Origin of the sequence: Modicisalibacter xianhensis (assembly GCF_900113605.1) — a bacterium.
GTDB lineage: Bacteria > Pseudomonadota > Gammaproteobacteria > Pseudomonadales > Halomonadaceae > Modicisalibacter > Modicisalibacter xianhensis.
In genome coordinates, this window is sequence record NZ_FOPY01000003.1 from 71,203 (window position 1) to 90,192 (window position 18,990).

The 18,990-nt window shown below is 53.5% G+C and carries 16 protein-coding genes; 15 read left to right on the top strand and 1 reads right to left on the bottom strand.

Annotated elements, in window-relative coordinates; translation table 11 throughout:
- The first annotated feature begins 24 nt into the window (after nucleotides 1-24).
- The 15 genes from gmd to BM194_RS03895 all read left to right on the top strand — a co-directional run bounded on the left by gmd (nucleotide 25) and on the right by BM194_RS03895 (nucleotide 17,645).
- Nucleotides 25-1,146 (top strand): GDP-mannose 4,6-dehydratase, encoded by a 1,122-nt coding sequence (gmd, locus tag BM194_RS03825; RefSeq protein ID WP_092843834.1) that lies wholly within the window; start codon nucleotides 25-27, stop codon nucleotides 1,144-1,146.
- Nucleotides 1,147-1,148: 2 nt separating this feature from the next.
- Nucleotides 1,149-2,150, top strand: coding sequence for a GDP-L-fucose synthase (gene fcl / locus BM194_RS03830; protein WP_092843836.1), 1,002 nt, complete (start codon nucleotides 1,149-1,151; stop codon nucleotides 2,148-2,150).
- A complete protein-coding gene (locus tag BM194_RS03835; RefSeq protein ID WP_092843838.1) occupies nucleotides 2,125-3,336 on the top strand; it encodes a glycosyltransferase WbuB in 1,212 nt (403 codons plus the stop codon). Before fcl ends, BM194_RS03835 begins: the two co-directional genes overlap by 26 nt.
- A complete protein-coding gene (locus BM194_RS03840; protein ID WP_092843840.1) occupies nucleotides 3,336-3,797 on the top strand; it encodes a GDP-mannose mannosyl hydrolase in 462 nt (153 codons plus the stop codon). The genes BM194_RS03835 and BM194_RS03840 overlap by 1 nt, the downstream gene beginning before the upstream one ends.
- Before the next feature lie 105 nt (nucleotides 3,798-3,902).
- Nucleotides 3,903-5,135, top strand: coding sequence for a hypothetical protein (locus tag BM194_RS03845; protein WP_092843842.1), 1,233 nt, complete (start codon nucleotides 3,903-3,905; stop codon nucleotides 5,133-5,135).
- Nucleotides 5,136-5,158: 23 nt separating this feature from the next.
- Nucleotides 5,159-6,070 (top strand): beta-1,6-N-acetylglucosaminyltransferase, encoded by a 912-nt coding sequence (locus tag BM194_RS03850; protein ID WP_092843844.1) that lies wholly within the window; start codon nucleotides 5,159-5,161, stop codon nucleotides 6,068-6,070.
- A gap of 154 nt (nucleotides 6,071-6,224) precedes the next feature.
- Nucleotides 6,225-7,631 carry a mannose-1-phosphate guanylyltransferase/mannose-6-phosphate isomerase gene (locus BM194_RS03855; protein ID WP_092844314.1) on the top strand — a complete coding sequence of 469 codons (1,407 nt, stop codon included), beginning with the start codon at nucleotides 6,225-6,227 and terminating at the stop codon, nucleotides 7,629-7,631.
- Nucleotides 7,632-7,785: 154 nt separating this feature from the next.
- Nucleotides 7,786-9,114: an undecaprenyl-phosphate glucose phosphotransferase gene (locus BM194_RS03860; RefSeq protein WP_218155356.1), complete on the top strand. Its 1,329-nt coding sequence runs from the start codon at nucleotides 7,786-7,788 to the stop codon at nucleotides 9,112-9,114.
- 57 nt (nucleotides 9,115-9,171) lie between these two features.
- Nucleotides 9,172-10,248: a dTDP-glucose 4,6-dehydratase gene (gene rfbB / locus BM194_RS03865; protein WP_092843846.1), complete on the top strand. Its 1,077-nt coding sequence runs from the start codon at nucleotides 9,172-9,174 to the stop codon at nucleotides 10,246-10,248.
- On the top strand, nucleotides 10,245-11,111 hold the full coding sequence (gene rfbA / locus BM194_RS03870) for a glucose-1-phosphate thymidylyltransferase RfbA (protein ID WP_092843848.1): 867 nt from the start codon (nucleotides 10,245-10,247) through the stop codon (nucleotides 11,109-11,111). The genes rfbB and rfbA overlap by 4 nt, the downstream gene beginning before the upstream one ends.
- The gene (locus BM194_RS03875; RefSeq protein ID WP_092843850.1) at nucleotides 11,108-12,202 is read left to right on the top strand and encodes a DegT/DnrJ/EryC1/StrS family aminotransferase; all 1,095 of its coding nucleotides are present in this window, start codon (nucleotides 11,108-11,110) and stop codon (nucleotides 12,200-12,202) included. Before rfbA ends, BM194_RS03875 begins: the two co-directional genes overlap by 4 nt.
- Nucleotides 12,203-12,213: 11 nt before the next feature.
- Entirely contained in the window at nucleotides 12,214-14,004 is a 1,791-nt protein-coding gene (locus tag BM194_RS03880; RefSeq protein ID WP_244890868.1) for an ABC transporter ATP-binding protein, read from the top strand.
- Nucleotides 14,005-14,108: 104 nt separating this feature from the next.
- Nucleotides 14,109-15,305 (top strand): ATP-grasp domain-containing protein, encoded by a 1,197-nt coding sequence (locus BM194_RS03885; RefSeq protein ID WP_092844318.1) that lies wholly within the window; start codon nucleotides 14,109-14,111, stop codon nucleotides 15,303-15,305.
- 65 nt (nucleotides 15,306-15,370) lie between these two features.
- Complete coding sequence (locus BM194_RS03890) at nucleotides 15,371-16,609, top strand: ATP-binding protein (RefSeq protein WP_092843854.1); 1,239 nt, start codon at nucleotides 15,371-15,373, stop codon at nucleotides 16,607-16,609.
- 67 nt (nucleotides 16,610-16,676) lie between these two features.
- On the top strand, nucleotides 16,677-17,645 hold the full coding sequence (locus BM194_RS03895; protein ID WP_092843856.1) for a glycosyltransferase family 2 protein: 969 nt from the start codon (nucleotides 16,677-16,679) through the stop codon (nucleotides 17,643-17,645).
- Nucleotides 17,646-18,484: 839 nt separating this feature from the next.
- Here BM194_RS03895 and BM194_RS20585 read toward each other — a convergent pair.
- A complete protein-coding gene (locus tag BM194_RS20585) occupies nucleotides 18,485-18,649 on the bottom strand; it encodes a hypothetical protein (RefSeq protein WP_166671086.1) in 165 nt (54 codons plus the stop codon).
- Nucleotides 18,650-18,990 lie beyond the last annotated feature (341 nt).

Genomic DNA, 18,990 nt, shown 5'->3' on the forward strand with positions numbered 1-18,990 from the left:
ATAAGGAAGTGAAGGAGATTTATCATGGAAAAGAGAGCGTTGATTACCGGGATTTCCGGACAGGATGGGTCATATCTCGCCGAGTTTCTTCTGGAAAAAGGTTATGAGGTTCATGGTATCAAGCGCCGTGCTTCATCTTTCAATACTCAGCGAATCGACCATATCTACCAGGACCCGCATATAAAAGATCAGAACTTCGTACTTCATTACGGGGATCTGACGGATTCTTCCAACCTGACGCGCATCCTTCAGGAAGTTCAGCCTGACGAAGTATATAACCTGGGAGCGCAGTCGCATGTTGCTGTCAGCTTCGAGTCGCCGGAGTACACGGCGGATGTCGATGGACTCGGCACGCTGCGACTACTCGAGTCCATTCGTATTCTTGGCTTGGAGAAGAAGACTCGCTTCTATCAGGCCTCGACATCGGAATTGTATGGCTTGGTGCAGGAAATTCCGCAGCGCGAGACGACCCCGTTCTATCCGCGCTCGCCCTATGCGGTAGCCAAGCTCTACGCCTACTGGATCACCGTCAATTACCGCGAAGCCTACGGCATGTATGCCTGCAACGGCATTCTCTTCAACCATGAGTCGCCGCGGCGCGGCGAAACCTTCGTGACCCGCAAGATTACCCGCGGCTTGGCGAATATTGCTCAGGGGCTGGAAGCGTGCCTGTACATGGGCAACATGGATTCGCTGAGGGACTGGGGGCATGCCAAGGATTACGTCCGCATGCAATGGATGATGCTGCAGCAGCCTCATCCCGACGATTTCGTGATTGCTACCGGCGTGCAGTACTCCGTGCGCGAATTCATTGTCTGGGCGGCCGCGGAACTTGGCATCACGCTGCGCTTCGAGAATGTCGGGATCAAGGAGCGAGCCGTCGTCGAGGCCGTCGTGGGCGACAAGGCCCCCGGCGTCAGGGTCGGCGATGTCATTGTCCGGGTCGATCCGCGCTATTTTCGACCCGCCGAGGTGGAAACCCTGCTGGGCGATCCGAGCCAGGCCCGTGAAAAGCTGGGGTGGGTACCGGAAATCACCGTGCAGCAACTCTGCGCGGAAATGGTCAAGGAAGATCTCAAGGTGGCTCAGCGACATGCGTTTCTCAAGCGACACGGCCATTACATGCCGATCGCTGTGGAGGGCTGAGTATGGGCGACTTTCGAAACAAGTGCGTATTCGTGGCGGGGCATCGCGGCATGGTGGGCTCATCGCTCGTCCGCCAGTTGAGCGAGAAGGGCTATCGGCACATCGTCACGGCAACACGCGAAGAGCTTGATCTGACCGATCAGGCGGCGGTACGGGCCTTCTTCCAGCGGCAGCGTATCGATCACGTCTACCTGGCGGCGGCCAAGGTCGGCGGCATATTGGCCAACAATACCTATCCCGCCGATTTCATTACCGACAATCTTCGGATCGAGCTCAACATCATTCAGGCTGCGCATGAGTCGGACGTCGAGCGGCTGCTGTTCCTGGGCTCGTCGTGTATCTACCCCAAGCATGCACCCCAGCCGATGCGAGAAGAGGACTTGCTGACAGGGACGCTGGAACCCACCAACGAACCCTACGCCATTGCCAAGATTGCCGGCATCAAGCTCTGCGAAAGCTACAACCGCCAGCACGACCGGGACTTCCGTAGCGTGATGCCGACCAACCTGTTTGGCCCGGGAGACAATTTTCATCCCGACAACAGCCATGTCATTCCCGCGCTGATGCGCCGTTTCCACGAAGCCATCGAGGCGGGCGCCAAAGAAATGGTGGTTTGGGGGAGCGGCACACCGCAGCGCGAATTTTTGCACGTGGACGACATGGCCGAGGCCAGCATCTTCGTCATGGAAATGAGCCGCGAGGCCTACCGCTCCAGTACTTTGCCGATGTGTTCGCACATCAATGTCGGCACCGGCAAGGACTGCACGATTCGTGAGCTGGCTGAAACCATGGCTCGCGTCACGGGTTATCGGGGGCGGCTGGTCTTCGATACCACCAAGCCGGACGGGACGCCTCGCAAATTATTGGATGTGTCGCGTCTCAATGCCTTGGGCTGGTCAGCTTGTATCCCCCTAGAAACGGGGCTCAGGTCCACCTACGCGTGGTATCGAAAGAACAAGCACAACAGCGAGCGAAGCCATGAAAATAATGTTGCATGCCATTAACTTCAGTCCCGAGCTCACCGGGATCGGCAAATATAGCGGTGAAATGGCCCGTTGGTGGGCGGAGCGCGGACATGAGGTGCGGGTGGTGACGGCGCCTCCCTATTACCCTGACTGGAAAGTCTGGCCCGGCTACAGTACGCGCTGGTGGCACAAGCAGCGGGAGGACCGGGTGACGGTCACCCGTTGCCCCCTTTATGTGCCGTCCAATCCCAGTGCCTTGAAGCGCATCTTGCATCTGGCCAGCTTCTCGCTGTCATCGATGCCCGTGGTCCTGAGCCAGCTGCGCTGGAAGCCGGACCTGGTCATCCTGCTGGTACCGACCCTGTTCTGCGCCCCGCAGGCCCTGCTGGTCGCCAGGCTGTGCAAGGCCAGGGCCGTGATTCATATCCATGATTACGAAGTGGACGCCATGTTCGGGTTGGGCATGGCCAGGGGCAAGGGGCTGAAGCGCCTGGCGTACTGGCTGGAGCGCAGCATCTTCAAGGCTTTCGACAAGGTATCCGCCGTGTCCGTGAGCATGCTGCAACGAGCGGAGCAGAAGGGCGTACCCAAGGACAAGTTATGTTTCTTTCCCAACTGGTCCGAGATTTCCCGCTTTCAGGGCGTCAAGCGCTCTCCGGCCTTGCTCGAGTCGCTGGGTGTCGACCCTGCACGCAAGGTGCTGCTGTATTCCGGCACCATCGGCGCGAAGCAGGGGCTGGAAAATGTCATCGAGGCAGCCCGGCGCCTGCGTACGCGCAGCGAGCTCGTCTTTCTCATCGTCGGTGACGGCGCCGGCAAGGCCCGGTTAGTCGATCTCGCCAGGCAATACGATCTCGACAATGTCGTCTTTGCACCCTTGCAGGCCTATGACGTGCTGCCGGAATTGCTGGCGTCCGCCGAGTGTCATCTCGTGGTGCAGAAGGTAGGCGTTGCCGATGCCGTGCTGCCTTCCAAGCTGACCAACATCCTGGCCGTTGGCGGCAATGCCGTGATTACTGCCGATCCGGAAACCAACCTGGGCATGCTGTGCAGCGATTATGCGGGCATTGCCGTCCGCGTCGAGCCCGAGTCGGTCGATGCGCTGGTCGAAGGTATCGAACGCGCCCTGGCCATGCCCGAGAAGAACACGATCGCCACGGGGTATGCGCAGGAGTTTCTCGACAAGGACAAGATACTTACACGCTTTTTGGCAGAGGTCATCTGATGTGGCTCAGCGAGCAGACTTTCCGGACAGTCATAGCGTCCTCGCCATTGGTTTCCATCGATCTCGTGATAAGAAATCGGGAGGGTCGAATCCTTCTGGGGCGGCGGCTGAACCGCCCCGCACAGGAATTCTGGTTTGTTCCGGGAGGGCGCATCCAGAAGAACGAGCCACTCGACGAGGCCTTCCTGCGCATAACCAAGTACGAACTCGGTCAATCATTTACACGCCGGCAGGCCAGGCTGATGGGAGTCTACGAGCATTTTTATCCCGACAGTGTGTTTGGCCCGGAAGGAAAGGCTCCTGACACGCATTATGTCGTGCTGGGCTATACGATGTTCCTGCCCGATGAGTTCAATCTCGTGCCGCCAGCGTTACAGCATAGCGATTATCGCTGGTGGCGCCGTGACGAGATGCTGGTTTCGCCTGAAGTGCATCAATATGCCCAGGATTATTTAAAATAATAGCTACACTCTCAAGTTGTCCCTCGGATGTTGTGCCTCTCGAATGGAGAGGTGGGACAACAGCTGCAATGGATGGGGAGTGTAGACAGGCGAGGGGGATGTCTCTTGAATACTTTGTTTATTGCTTTGATTCTGGTGCAATGCGCCGTTCTCATATATCTGGTGTATAAACGTCAGGGGCGGTTTCTTATCGTTTTTCCTGCCCTGCTGTTCATTTCTGCACTGTATACCTGGATTGGCTGGCGGTTCTTCAGCTTTTCAGTCGACATGCCATTCGACTTCCTCAGGCACGCCAGGGCCGATAATGTGGAAAAAGCCATTATCTATTTCATAGTTTGTGCAGGGGCGTTTGCACTGGGCAGTCTTCTGGTAAGAGACAACTCAGCTGCCCGTGCAGGCACTGAACTGCCTAACAAGCTGGTCGTGACACTGGGCAATCTGGGGCAGATGCAGTTACTCGCAACGGCGGCGATCTGGTTCGTCGTGTTCATACCTTCCTACGGTCTGGACAACTTGTTGCAACGCACCTTGTATCGCCCCGAATTCGCGTTCCAGATTGGCATGGTCATCGCTTCGATCGTCTTGCCTTTTTCCTCGCTGGCGATCGGTCTGCTCAGGAATCGCTTCGTCCGGATGGCCTTGCTCATTGCCGCCATGTTGATCATCGTGGCGACGAGTTCACGCTCGTCTCTCGTACTGATTGCGTTTTACCTGATCGGCACGTTCATGCGTAAAGGCCGGATCGTCAAGACGGAACTCGCGGTGTTTGCTTTTCTCGCCTTGTGGTTGAGCGCATTCGCGCTGGAGTCACGCCACTTGCCGGTCCAGGGAATCATGCCCAACTTCCTGGCACTGCTGGCCTGGTTCGACATCGACGCGGTGGTCTATACCATCAACTATATCCTGTCGTTCTCGGTAGGTGTGCTGACGTATGCCATTGAAATGCCTTATCACCTGGTCAATGTCGTGCCTTATTCGCTGAGCCCGCTGCCCAGTTTCCTTTACAGCATCCCGGTCACTTTCGACAACCTGATTGGTACGGCGCCCTATAGCGCCATGGCGATTCTCTATAACGAAAGCTACTGGGGCGGGGTGGTCTTCTTCTTTGTCTGTGGTTTCCTGATTGCCGTCATGGAACGTTATAGCTACCAGAGAAACTTTTTCCTCTGGGTGATTATTTCTTCCTTTATCTTTGTGTTCACCATTCTTTGTGTGCAGTATCAACTTCGCTCGGCGGCCCGCCTGGTCTATTACATGATGTTCTTTTCTGCCCTCTATACGTTTGGTATGCCTGTTATCAGAAAGATGTTTTTTACTGAACGGATTGGGCATGTCTAGAAAACCTCTCAAGGCGAACGAGAATGAAAATTGCCTATTGTATTCTGTGCCATAAGGTAACCAACCCTCTGAGGTTTACGGTCAACTATCTTTCCCGGTTCGAGGGGAACAGGATTTATATACATGTTGATCGCAAGAGCGACATTGCCCCTTTCGAAGAGGCCTTTGAGCAAGCAAATGTGACATGGCTCACCGAGCGAATCGATGTCGCATGGGGAAGCGTATCCCAGGTCGATGCCACGCTGGCACTACTCAAGGCAGCGACACAGGAGACGTTCGACTACGTTTTCCTCATCTCCGGCGACGATATACCGATCGCCAGTCATGACCAGATACTTGCTTGCCTCGAGCGTCACAAGGGGCGCGAATTCATTGCTTATCAGGATGAAAGGTTCAACCGTGTCGACCCATGCGAGCGTGTGAAGTACCACTATACAGACATGTTCTTCAAGAAGCGCAAAACGCTCATGGAAAGGGTCGGGGCCAAGCTTCATGGAGTTGGATGCAGGCTGGGGTTCTTCAACAACCCGTTCTACAAGACGCTGCCCAGGCTGTACAAGGGAACCTCCTGGTTCACCATAAGTCATGGTGCTTCATGTTTCATCCTGAAATATCTGGAAGACTATCCTTATTATCGGCTGGCTTATCAGTATTCCTTCTGTTGCGACGAAGTCTTTTTTCATACCATACTCAAACAATCGCCATTCAATAGAAATATCATTCGTGACCCAGAATGTTATTCCGATAGTTTGCGTTACATCGATTGGAAAACTGGCCCCGATTACCCGAGGACACTGGATGAAAGCGACTTCGCGAACATGAAGTCTAGCGGGATGCTTTTTGCTCGTAAGGTCGACCCGGATATTGATATCGGCTCTCTGGAGTGCTTTATCGATAAAACCAACGAGCATTACAAAGAAAGTCTTTTTGTCTGAATTCGAAAGTCGGGTGCACTGGCTACCCAATAACAACGCCAGATGGAAAATATCAATGGATGAGCAGGATCGTTCCTGAAGCGCCTGGCGCTTGAGGCGGCTTGTGATCGATTCCTGTGCCTGCTGGCTTCTTGTCGATGAAAAGGAATTTACCGTGCTGACTCCCGTTATCCTTGCTGGCGGCTCTGGCTCACGCCTGTGGCCGTTGTCACGGAAACTGCGACCCAAGCAGTTTCTTGCCTTGAATGGCGCTCAGACAATGCTTCAGCAAACACTGGCTCGCCTGAGTGGGCTTGTGTATGGACCGCCCTTGATTATCTGTAATGAGGAACACCGGTTCCTGGTTGCCGAGCAGCTCCGCCAGGCCGACCAACTCGGGGCGAGCATTCTCCTGGAGCCTGTGGGACGTAATACGGCACCGGCCATTGCGCTGGCAGCGATGATGGCCTGCGACGAGAACGGTGAAGACCCGCTGTTGCTGGTGTTGTCTGCCGATCACCTGATCGAGGACGTCGCACGTTTCCAGGCCGCCGTCGAGAATGCAATTCCTTTGGCCGAACAGGGCTATCTGGTGACCTTCGGGGTCGTGCCGACGCGCGCTGAAACCGGCTATGGCTATATCCAGCGAGGGGAGGGGCTGCTGCAAGGGGAGAAGGTTAAGCGCTTTGCGGAGAAACCGGATGCCGATACGGCAGCCACCTACGTGGCGTCGGGAGAATATTACTGGAACAGCGGCATGTTCCTTTTCCGGGCCAGCCGTTATCTGGAAGAGCTTGCCCAGCATGAGCCGGGTATCGTGCAAGCCTGCCAGGCTGCCATCCAGGGCCTGAACAAGGACTTCGGCTTCCTGCGTGTCGATGCCGACGCATTCGAGATGAGTCCGAATGTCTCCATCGATTACGCCATCATGGAAAAGACCGATCGGGCGGCCGTGGTGCCTCTTGAGGCCAGTTGGAGCGATATCGGCTCATGGTCATCGTTGTGGGAGGTCAGCGAGCAGGACTCACAAGGCAACTGCCGGCACGGTGATGTGCTGACGGTGGAAACCCAGCGCACCCTGATACGCGCCGAAAGTCGGTTGGTCGCCACGGTCGGGGTCGAGGACCTGATGATCGTCGAAACCAAGGATGCCGTTCTCGTCGCGCACAGGGACAAGGCGCAACTGGTCAAGCAGGTCGTGGAACGCCTCGAGCGTGAAGGGCGGCCCGAGTACGAGAACCATCGCGAAGTCTATCGGCCTTGGGGCAAGTACGACTGCATGGGGAAAGGCAGCCGTTATCAGGTCAAGTGCATCACGGTGGCACCCGGAGCGAAGCTGTCCGTGCAGATGCATCATCATCGGGCGGAGCACTGGGTCGTCGTTTCCGGGACTGCCGAAGTGACGGCGGGGGACGAGACATTCCTGGTCACGGAAAACGAGTCGACCTATATCCCTATCGGCCGTGTCCACGCGTTGAAGAATCCTGGCGTGATTCCTCTGGAGCTGATCGAGGTGCAATCCGGCTCCTACCTGGGCGAGGACGACATCGTCCGGCTGCAGGACAACTACGGGCGTACCTGAACACGCCATTCGACGCATGGCACTAATGACAATCAGGGATGTGACGCAAGGGCAGGCTATGGATACCTTAACGAAGAAACCTCTTGTGCTCGAGCAGAGCAGCAGGGACATTTCCCGACAATCATCGACCAGCTTCGGTTCCCTGATGAGGATCATGGACTTCTCATTGATGATCGGGGGCATGCTGGTCATCGGCAGGTACCAGTCGGAAACCGTTGGCCTGGAGTGGTTGCTGCTTTATGGCTGTATCGGCTGGATTCTCTACCATGCCGGGGCCAGTTATCTGAATTTTTACGGTTCGTGGCGTGTCTTCTCATTGCTGCGCGAGCTGACACATGTCGCGCTGATATGGTTCATTGCCTTCAGTTGCGTCGCTCTCACGGCCTTGCTGCTTTTCGACGACGAAACCCACGTGCGCGATGTGATACTGCCCTGGGGCGTGGTCGTTGCCACCGGCATGCTGAGCTATCGCAGTCTGGTTCGCCTGTTTCTCCATCGCCTGCGTGAATTGGGCATCAATAACCATAACGTGGCGATCGTGGGCTGTGGGCCTTCGGCCGAACGCCTGAAGAAAGGCTTCGAGTCCGCCCCGTGGATGGGATTCCGTGTCGTGGGCCAGTTCGACAAGTCGCAGGTGGCCAACGGGGCCAGTGAAACGCTGGACGTCCAGGAAATGATACATCTGGCGCACAGTGGCCAGATCGACCGGACCTACGTGACCTGGGAGATGAGCCGCGAAGCGGATATCCGGCAATTGATCGAGGCCTTGGCTGACACCACGGTATCGCTTTACCTGATACCCGATCTGCTGGTGTCCGACCTGATGTACTCCCGGGTCGAGCCCATCAACGACGTGATAACGGTCAGTATCTACGATACGCCAGTCTATGGGCCGACAGGTTCATTGAAGCGTATCGAGGATATCGTGCTGAGCTTGGCGATACTGGGGATCGTATCATTGCCCATGCTCGTGATCGCCTTGGCCGTCAAGCTCACGTCGCCAGGGCCGGTACTTTTCAAGCAGACACGCTATGGACTCGATGGACGCCCTATCAGGGTCTACAAGTTTCGTACCATGAAGGTCATGGAAGATGGCGATGTCGTTACCCAGGCAACCCGAAGCGACAAGCGCCTGACACCGGTGGGCGGCTTTTTGCGCCGTACATCCCTCGACGAGCTTCCCCAGTTCATCAATGTCCTGCAGGGGCGGATGTCCATCGTCGGCCCGCGACCCCACGCAGTGGCCCACAACGAACAGTATCGTGGCCTGATCCATGGCTACATGCTGCGTCACAAGGTCAAGCCGGGCATTACCGGATGGGCACAAATCAATGGCTGGCGCGGTGAAACCGATACCTTGGAGAAGATGCAAAAACGCGTCGAACTCGATCACGACTATATACGCCACTGGAGCCTGGCCTTCGATCTCAAGATCATTCTGCTGACGGTTTTTAGGGGGTTTGTCGATAAAAACGCGTATTGAACATCTGAACTTCTATTTATCGGCAATAACGCTCTAGACACGTTGCGGTGTGATCCAATGAAAATACTAATTACAGGTGGGGCTGGCTTCATTGGCTCTGCAGTGATCCGGCATATTATTGAAACGACGCAGGATGATGTCGTCAACTTGGACAAGTTGACTTATGCAGGCAATCTGGACTCCTTGGCAGGTGTGGTCGCCAACCCACGCTATCAATTCGAAAGAGAAGATATCTGTGATGGCGACGCGCTTCGGCGGGTTTTCGCCCGGCATCAGCCGGATGCCGTCATGCATCTGGCGGCGGAAAGCCATGTGGACCGTTCCATCGAGGGGCCTGCCGCCTTTGTCCAGACCAACATCGTGGGCACCTATCAGTTGCTGGAGGTGGCAACCCGGTACTGGCAGGAGCTACCGGCCTCCCGCCAGGCACACTTTCGTTTCCACCATGTCTCCACGGATGAGGTGTATGGGGATTTGGGTGGGACGGACGCACTGTTTACCGAGCAGACCGCCTATTGTCCCAGTTCGCCCTATTCGGCCACCAAGGCAAGTTCCGACCATCTGGTGCGTGCCTGGCACAGGACGTTCGGCCTACCGGTCGTCGTGACGTCCTGCTCCAACAATTACGGCCCTTGCCAGTTTCCGGAAAAATTGATTCCCCTGATGATACTCAATGCCCTCGAGGGCAAGGCCTTGCCGGTTTATGGCAAGGGCGAGCAAATCAGGGACTGGCTCTATGTCGAAGATCATGCGCGAGCGTTATATACCGTACTGACACGGGGAGGCAACGGAGACACTTATAATATCGGCGGATTTAACGAGAAAAAGAACATTGAAGTCGTTTATACGCTCTGTGAGTTACTGGAAGAACTTGCGCCGTCGAAGCCTGGGCATGTCCGCTACTACAGCGACCTGGTGTCCTTCGTCGAGGATCGACCAGGGCATGACCTGCGTTATGCCATCGATGCGGGAAAACTCCAACGCGAACTCGGCTGGATGCCTCTCGAGACCTTTTACTCGGGCATCCGCAAGACCGTGACGTGGTACTTGCAGAATATTGAGTGGTGCCGGCGTATTCACGACGGCAGCTATCGGCGTGAAAGACGGGGTCTGGGCAGCAGGGAGGTAGCATGAAGGGAATCATTCTCGCCGGGGGAAGCGGAACCCGGTTATACCCAATCACGATGGGTACGTGTAAGCAGCTTCTACCCATCTACGACAAACCGATGATTTATTACCCGCTCTCCTTGCTCATGCTGGCAGGTATCCGGGACATCCTGATTATCGTCAACCCGACCGATGAAGAGCGATTCCGAGATTTGCTCGGCGATGGCAGCCAGTACGGGATCTCGCTCAGCTATGCCATACAGCCCCGGCCAGAAGGGCTGGCCCAGGCGTTCATCATTGGTGAAGACTTCATCGGCGACGAAACGGTGTGTTTGGTCCTGGGCGACAATATCTTTTACGGACAAGGATTCACCGAAAAGCTCAGGAGTGCGGCTGCATTGAAGAAAGGAGCGTGCCTCTTCGGCTACCAGGTGAAGGATCCGGAAAGGTTCGGTGTCGTCGAGTTCGACGAGGAAAACCGTGTTCTCTCCATTGAGGAGAAGCCGGCCAGGCCCCGTTCGAACTACGCAGTCACCGGGCTTTACTTCTACGACAACGATGTCGTCGACATCGCCAAGCAGGTCACGCCATCAAGCCGTGGCGAGCTGGAAATCACCAGCGTCAATCAAGCGTATCTGGAGCGGGGCGATCTGAGCGTTGACCTGCTGGGGCGTGGCTATGCCTGGTTGGATACCGGGACGCACGAGAGCCTGCTCGAAGCGGGCATGTTCGTTCAGACCATTGAGCGCCGCCAAGGGCTGAAGATCTGCTGCCCCGAGGAGATCGCCTTCAACAATGGCTGGCTGACGACAGAGCAGGTCATTCGGGCTGGGGATTGCCTGGCCAAGAACGGCTACGGCCAATATCTGCTGAAGGTGGCGACATCATGATACCCGTGACGAGACCTTACCTGCCCGATCGTGAGAAGCTCCAGTGTTACATCGACGGTATCTATGCCCGTCAATACCTGACCAATAACGGTCCGTTGGTACAGGAGCTGACCCGTCGCCTCGAAAACTACCTGGGCGTCGAGAATCTCCTGCTGGTCAGCAATGGCACCCTGGCGTTGCAGATTGCCTACCGAGCATTAGGCATCTCGGGTCAGGCGCATGGGGAGCGCGTCGAAGCCATTACCACACCCTTCAGTTTCGCGGCCACGGCCAGCTCGCTCAAGTGGGAGGGGGTCGAGCCGGTGTTCGGCGATATCGATCCCGACACATGGTGCCTGGATCCAGCTTCCATCGAGCCCGCCCTGACGACCTGTACGCGGGCCATCGTGCCGGTTCATGTCTTCGGCAACGCTTGTGAAGTCGAAGCCATTGAAGCGATTGCCCGCCGGCACCGGTTAAAGGTGATCTATGACGGTGCCCATGCCTTCGGCGTGACGTACCGGGATCGAAGCCTACTGGTTCATGGGGATGCCACGACGTTGAGTTTCCATGCCACCAAGCTGTTTCACACCGTGGAGGGCGGGGCCATTATCTTCAAGCACAAGGAGGATCTCGAACGGGCAGCCCTGCTCATCAACTTCGGCATTTCGGGGCCCGACAAGATCGATACGCTGGGCATCAATGCCAAGATGAATGAATTCCAGGCCGCGATGGGGCTTTGCGTACTGGATGAAATCGAGGCCAATCTCAAGGAAAGGGAAGCCATCTGGCGGCTTTATGCCTACGCCCTGGGCAATCATTATCAAATGCAGCGACTCAATAGCCACTCTCGCTATAACTACGCCTACTTTCCTGTGGCCTGCCGCGATGAAAAGGAGCTGTTACGCGAAGTCGATCGTCTGGCTCGTGCCGAGATACAGGTACGGCGTTATTTCTACCCCTCCCTGGATCAGGTCCAGGCATTCTCCGACAGGAAAACGCACTCGATATCGGACGATCTGGCACGGCGGGTCATGTGCCTGCCCGTGTACCAAGGATTGGATGCCGGCATCGTACTCCAGCAATTATCGAGCATCAGTGAGGTTGCCTAATGTTTTACCACTTGAAAGAACTCTATTCCCTGCTGAGCAAGGAGCAGCGCAGGAAGTTTTTTCGCCTGCAACTTCTCGCCGTTATCATGGCGTTTGCTGAAATCGCCGGTGTCATCTCGATCGGCCCCTTCATGGCGCTTGTCGGCAACATGGACCAACTGGAAGGGCAAGGAATGCTGGCCGACGTGTATCGTGCCAGCGGCGTCGCGAGCCCTGAAATCTTCCTGATCTGGGTCGGTGGCGGTGTACTGGCCGTCCTGCTGCTGTCCGGCATGTTCTCGATGTATACCATCTGGCAGATGTCGATGTACGGGGCTCGCGTCGGGGCGGAGCTGAGCAGTCGCCTGTACAACTACTACATGCATCAGAATTGGCTGTTCCATGCCAGTGGCAACAGCAGCACCTTGACCAATCGCATCGCCGAAGAATGTCAGCGGGTGATGATGCACATCATCATTCCGTTGATGCACATGAATGCAAAGCTGACCCTGGCCATATTCATGACACTGGCGATTTTCGTCTACAACCCGATCGTGGCGCTAGCGGGCGCCGGTGTGTTCCTGGCCTCATACTTTCTGCTTTTCAAGACGGTCAGGCGTCGTTTGGTCAACAATGGAAAGATCATTTCCCGTTCGCAGACGATTCGTTTCAAGTTGATGGCAGAAGGATTTGGTGGCATCAAGGACGCCCTGTTGCTCAGGCGACAGGATGTTTTCACGAAACGCTTCAATGATGCCAGCGACAGATATGCCAATGCCTTGGGGGCCAACCAGGCATTGAGTCTGGCTCCTCGCTATGCGATGGAAATCGTGGCATTCGGCTGTGTCATATTCCTCGTGCTTTATCTTCTGGCGAGCAGCGGCGGCAATGTCGTGAGCCTGCTGCCGGTCTTGTCCATCTATGCCCTGGCGGGTTTCAAGATTCTGCCGGCCCTGCAACAGGTCTATAACAGCCTCTCGCAGATCCGTGGGCATATGTCCGCGTACGAATCGATTCGTGAAGAGCTGAAGGCTAGTGCACATAGCCCCGCCGTCAGTGTGGATTACTCCGCCAAGCAGAAAAAATTGACGCCGAGGCAGGACATTGTCCTCCAGGGTATCGGTTTCACTTATCCGGGCAAGGTGGATAAAGCCCTGGATGAGGTGGATCTGCGAATTCCCGTCAATCGCACTGTGGGGCTGGTAGGAGCGTCGGGCTCGGGCAAGTCCACGCTGGTGGATATCTTGCTGGGACTCATCGAGCCGGATCAAGGAGGTATTGTCGTCGATGGACAGCTCCTGACCAGAGACGCCTTGGGTGACTGGCAAAATGCATTGGGCTTCGTGCCGCAAAGCATTTTCCTGGCTGATGCCAGTATCAAGGAGAACATCGCTTTTGGCCTTCCCGAAGAAGCCATCGATATGCAGCGTGTACACGACTGCGCCAAACAAGCGCATCTCGATGAGTTCCTCGACAAGCTTCCTGAAGGTCTGGACACCCGTGTTGGTGAGAGAGGGGTCCAACTGTCCGGTGGGCAGCGTCAGCGAATCGGTATTGCGCGTGCGCTCTACCATGACTCGGACGTGCTGGTACTAGACGAAGCAACCAGTGCACTGGATGGCATTACCGAAAGCCATATCATGCAGGCGATCCAGAGTTTTTCTGGTCAGAAAACAATCGTCATGATCGCGCACCGACTGGCAACGGTAAAACAATGCGACCTGATCTACTTGATGAGGGATGGGAAAGTCGTGGATCAGGGGCGCTATGAAGAACTGGTCGTAAGAAATGAAATATTCAAGCGCATGGCGGAACACGCCTAGCCTCACATGATAATAACTAAAAAAATGGCCGACTAGTCGGCCATTTTTTGAATGAGCGATTGTTTTGATTTTTAGCGACATGGAATTAACGCCAAGGGAATATGATGAAGAAGATTCTTTTCTTGGGGGCTTCAAGAATACAGCTCCCCCCAATCCAGTACGCAGTAGAGAATGGCTACTATGTGATAACCTGTGATTACTTGCCAGATAATCCTGGTCATCAACTGGCGAATGAGTATCACAATATATCTACAAGAGACAAAGACGCTGTGCTTCGCATGGCAAGGAAGGCCGGAATTGATGGCGTGGTAGCCTATGCTGCTGATTCGGCTGCGCCTACGGTAGCCTATGTTGCCGAAAAGTTAGGGTTGCCGGGAAATCCCTATGAGTCGGTAACCATCTTGACCCGAAAAGATCTTTTCAGGAACTTTTTAAAGGCTAACGGATTCAATGCTCCCCGCTCAAATTCCTTCGATAGCCTGGAAGAAGCAGAGGAGTGGTTAAGAATTATTGGCGCTCCTGCGTATGTCAAGCCCGTTGACTCATCGGCAAGTATCGGGAATACACTATTAACCTCCGCGAGTGATCTCCCCGCCGCGTTTGAACATGCCATGAAACACTCATCGGCACGTCGCGTGGTCGTTGAAGAAGTCATTGAGAAAGCCGGCTATCAAATTGATAGCGACGTTTTCATGGAAAAGGGAGAGTTGAAGTATTGGCTGTGGGCCAACGCGCATTTCGATTACAAATGTAGTCCTCCCATTGAGATTGCCAATAGCTATCCTGCGACATTAAAAAAAGAAGTGGGTGAAAAGGCAAAAAGTGAGCTTGAAAAGATATTTCGGTTATTGAACTGCAGGACAGGGGCGTTTAACGTAGAATTTCTCGTGGATTCTAACGAAGAGATATGGTTCCTGGAAGTGGCACCTAGAAACGGAGGAAGCAGGATCCCTGAGCTGATAAAGTATGCAACCAATAACGACATGGTAAAGGCAATCGTCGATACTGCGGTCGGTCTGGATAGCCAACTGGTACATGTGGATTCACCAATAGGCTATTGGTCGAATTATACAATACATTCTCTTGAGGATGGTGTGTTAAAAGACATTTGGATGTCGAACAGGCTCAAGTCGAAGATAGTAGAAAAACAAATATGGTCGCAGCCTGGCGACTTTGTACGTAAGTCCAGGGGAGGGATTGATGACTTGGGGGAGATGATACTTAGATTCGATGATGCCAGCGAAATGGTAAGCATGCTTGATGATATGAATAAGGATATCAAGGTTAACGTTGATATTTAAAGTGTTATCAGAATAAAGATTCTTCCCGGTCGTCAGGCCTGCCTGTTGTATAGCCAAGGAAAGATATGAAAACCATCCTCTTTTTGGGCGCTTCGTCTACCCAGGTACCCCCTATCGTTTATGCTGTAGAGCAAGGTTATCATATTCTAACTTGTGATAATCGTCCAAGTAATCCGGGGCATAGGCTTGCGCATGAAAGCTATGATATATCAACGACAAACAAGGAAAAGGTTCTTGAGCTGGCTGCAAGCAGAAACATTGACGGCATCGTGGCTTATGCATCGGATCCTGCTGCGCCTACCGCAGCTTTTGTAGCAGAGCGGTTAGGGCTGCCGGGTAATCCTTACGAATCGGTGCTCACTCTATCCCAGAAAGACAGGTTTCGTGAGTTCTTGCAGAGAAATGATTTCAATACGCCGAGGTCCCGCTCATTCCAAGACCAGGCAGAAGCGCAAGAATGGCTGGAACAGCTTGATCTCCCTGTGTATGTGAAACCCATCGATTCTTCAGGAGGAAAAGGGATAACTGTTCTAGAGGATAAGGATGGTTTCGCAGACGCCTTCGCTCATGCCATGAATTTTTCCCTTGAAAAAAAAGTTGTCGTTGAAGAAAAGATACGCGGCAAGGTCGGCTATCAGAACGACAGTGATGTATTCATGGTCAACGGAAAGCTCAGATTCTGGATATGGGGCGACAGCCATTTCAATCATGCCTGTAGCCCGCCTTTTCAGGCGGCAAGCAGCTATCCCGGTTCTCTCGAAACAAGGTTGGAAAAAAAAGTATGTCAGGAACTTGAGCGTTTGCTTGGGCTCTTGAACTTCAGGTCTGGCGCTTTCAATGTGGAATTCCTGATCGATGCCAGTGATGAAATATGGTTCTTGGAAGTCGGGGCAAGAAATGGTGGGGGAGGCACGGTTGACGCTATCAAGTTTGCCTCTGGCGTCGATATGGCAAAATATACCGTCGATGCTGCCTTGGGGGGAGATTGCTCTTCGCTGAAAAACAGGAAAACATCGGGGTATTGGGCAGAATGTCTTGTTCACTCGCTGGTTTCGGGGGAATTGGAGAGCCTGGATTTCTCTGATGAGCTGGCGGGTAAAGTTTTCCAAAAGACCATTTGGACTAACCCGGGTGATTTGATCTACAAGGCGACTGGGTCAAATCATGCCTTGGGCATGATGATACTCAAGTTTGAAAGCCGGGAAGAAATGAATCGTATGCTTGATGATATATCTTCACATATCTTCGTGAAGGTTAGATCCGGTGTGATGATGGGGCAGGAAACTGCTGCTTTACCTGCTTAGTGGCTTGGTTTGTATTGCTTTTTATTCCAAGGGCTCTATCTGGTAGTGTGAATTTCAGGTGGGTAAAATGAAGAGTGAAAATAATAACTTTGAGGTGATGGTTAGTGTGTGCTGTACTGCTTTCAATCACGCAAACTATATCGCAGATGCCTTGGAGGGTTTCATCAAGCAGAGCGTGGATTTTCCGATTGAGATCCTCGTTCACGATGATGCATCTACCGACGGTACTCAGGAAGTAATCCTTGAGTACGAGAAGCGATACCCACATTTAATTAAAGCGATATGCCAAAAGAAAAACCAGCATTCGCAAGGACGTTACGCCTTTGCTCATATTCTCTATCCGATGGCTAGAGGAAAGTATATTGCCTTCTGCGATGGCGATGATTATTGGACAGACCCTTTGAAGTTGAAAAAGCAAGTCGAGTTCCTGGAAAATAATCCTGATTACGTGATCTGCGGGCATGATGCTTACGTAATCAACGAGTCCGGCATCGTTAGCACTTCAAAACTTCCCGATGTGCATAAGAGAGATGCTGTTTCCCGGCAGCTCCAAAAGAACCGCGACATCCTTACTTTATCTATATGTTTCAGGAATTTAAGAGTGCCGATTCCCGAAGAGTATAGTAATGTCATGAATGGTGATGCGTTTCTTTTCTCTTGGCTAGGCAATTTTGGCCATTACAAATATATGGATGATATCAAGCCGGGGGCCTACCGGGTACATGCAGGGGGAATGTGGTCGTTGCTTGACATGAAGGAGAAAAAAGTCAATTCAATGGTCACTTATTACTGGTTGGCACAATATTACAAAAGTATGGGTTCTCATGATATTGCCTTCTATCATCTGACTCAGGCGGTATACATAGCTGTCGATGAGCTGTGCATCTTGGGAATAAAAAGGGTTTTATTGCTGAATTGCGTTCTTTTTAAGGCAATGGCGCAAAAAAGCGTGCCGCGCTCATTTGCTTTTCTTCGCTCACTGAGAAACCGTTTGTTCTACAAGAACGATCTCATTAGCAAACACGAATACCATTAAGCCGAGGTGGGTAATGTACCGATGCCCTAACTGCAACAATTTTGGAGTCTATCCTGTCAAGCGAAGATGGTGGCAGCGCTTGCTCAACCTGCCGCACCGCTATTATTGCTATGACTGTGGTCGCGAATGTGCCCGTTCCATGGTTCAACGTACCCGCGATGAAAGTGCTGCATCCTCTCAAGAGGAGAGTGCGGCTGATGAGGAGCGGATGGAGACCGTACAAGGGTCGTCTGGCTCCATGTAACAGCATGATAAATCTAATCCTGCTGTATTAGATAATTCGTATAGAAAAAATTCCTTAGGTTGCTACGATAAGCCATCCGAAGCGTACTGGCTTCTGAGCTACTGTCTGCCGAAGACTAATTTTACTTAGCTTTTGCCGCGTGATAATGTTACTTTTCGTAACGAGTCAGGCAATACGCCACGGACAAGGCGGGTGAGTGCAGTGAGTGCATCGGGGCCTATGGTAAGGGAGTCACCATGTTGAAATGCCCAGCTTGTGAAAGTTTCGGCGTATATGCAGTGAAGCGCCACTGGTGGCAGCGGCTAGCCAACCTGCCGCATCGCTATGAGTGTCATGATTGTGGTCGGTTTTCTTCAAAGGCCGAACTCATCGAGGAGAGGGGATTCTTGCCACACCCCACGTCGTTATCGGGAGGCCCGCGGAAGGCCTGATTGCCAAGAGACGCCTCTTCTTGTCTTGGAGCTTTGCCTTTGCTGTAAAGATGATATGTATGCGCCATTCGGCGATTTATCGCTAGCATTTGCGCGTCAAGAATTTGACCCCTTGGGTCATCAGGTTGTCATTCCTTGCCCGGCGCTTGCCGGGTTTTTTTCGTTCAGGCCTTGATCTTCTTGAGCCTGCATTGGCCTAGTGCCACTTGCTTGCGGCGGCTTTTCGCCTCGGTATTGCGGTCCTGCCTCTCGCTGGCCCCACGCACAAAGGCGAATACGCAAAGCACGGCGATCAGATAGCAGACGATAGCCAGTATCCAGTAGTTCATGCTTCCCTCCGTTTTCAGTGTTACCTACCTCCATCGGCTGCCTGGAGAAAAACTTGAATGTCCCGTGTTTTCCGAGCGGCTGTCTGGCTGGAGGCATTCTATCCTGAGCCCGACCTGTCCCCGCAGTAATTTCGTACTCAGCCTAGATGCTTAGGAAAGTCATTTCACTTCATAAGGTTACGATAAGCCCCTTTGAGGTTGAAAATGCGTTTAGGTTTGTTTCTAATGTCTTTAGCGTAGTCAGTTGGTAATAAAAAGTAATTTTGTCTACGCTGAGCGTTACAAAAACACTTGTCCTCTAGGGAAGGGAGAATGAGATGCGTCAGGGAACGACGGGTAGA

What these genes read in the sequence shown, in the direction of transcription:
- gmd (WP_092843834.1), top strand. Translation starts at nt 25, where the DNA reads ATGGAAAAGAGAGCGTTGATTACCGGGATTTCCGGACAGGATGGGTCA.
- fcl (WP_092843836.1), top strand. Translation starts at nt 1,149, where the DNA reads ATGGGCGACTTTCGAAACAAGTGCGTATTCGTGGCGGGGCATCGCGGC.
- BM194_RS03835 (WP_092843838.1), top strand. Translation starts at nt 2,125, where the DNA reads ATGAAAATAATGTTGCATGCCATTAACTTCAGTCCCGAGCTCACCGGG.
- BM194_RS03840 (WP_092843840.1), top strand. Translation starts at nt 3,336, where the DNA reads ATGTGGCTCAGCGAGCAGACTTTCCGGACAGTCATAGCGTCCTCGCCA.
- BM194_RS03850 (WP_092843844.1), top strand. Translation starts at nt 5,159, where the DNA reads ATGAAAATTGCCTATTGTATTCTGTGCCATAAGGTAACCAACCCTCTG.
- BM194_RS03860 (WP_218155356.1), top strand. Translation starts at nt 7,786, where the DNA reads ATGGACTTCTCATTGATGATCGGGGGCATGCTGGTCATCGGCAGGTAC.
- rfbB (WP_092843846.1), top strand. Translation starts at nt 9,172, where the DNA reads ATGAAAATACTAATTACAGGTGGGGCTGGCTTCATTGGCTCTGCAGTG.
- rfbA (WP_092843848.1), top strand. Translation starts at nt 10,245, where the DNA reads ATGAAGGGAATCATTCTCGCCGGGGGAAGCGGAACCCGGTTATACCCA.
- BM194_RS03875 (WP_092843850.1), top strand. Translation starts at nt 11,108, where the DNA reads ATGATACCCGTGACGAGACCTTACCTGCCCGATCGTGAGAAGCTCCAG.
- BM194_RS03885 (WP_092844318.1), top strand. Translation starts at nt 14,109, where the DNA reads ATGAAGAAGATTCTTTTCTTGGGGGCTTCAAGAATACAGCTCCCCCCA.
- BM194_RS03890 (WP_092843854.1), top strand. Translation starts at nt 15,371, where the DNA reads ATGAAAACCATCCTCTTTTTGGGCGCTTCGTCTACCCAGGTACCCCCT.
- BM194_RS03895 (WP_092843856.1), top strand. Translation starts at nt 16,677, where the DNA reads ATGAAGAGTGAAAATAATAACTTTGAGGTGATGGTTAGTGTGTGCTGT.
- BM194_RS20585 (WP_166671086.1), bottom strand. Translation starts at nt 18,649, where the DNA reads ATGAACTACTGGATACTGGCTATCGTCTGCTATCTGATCGCCGTGCTT.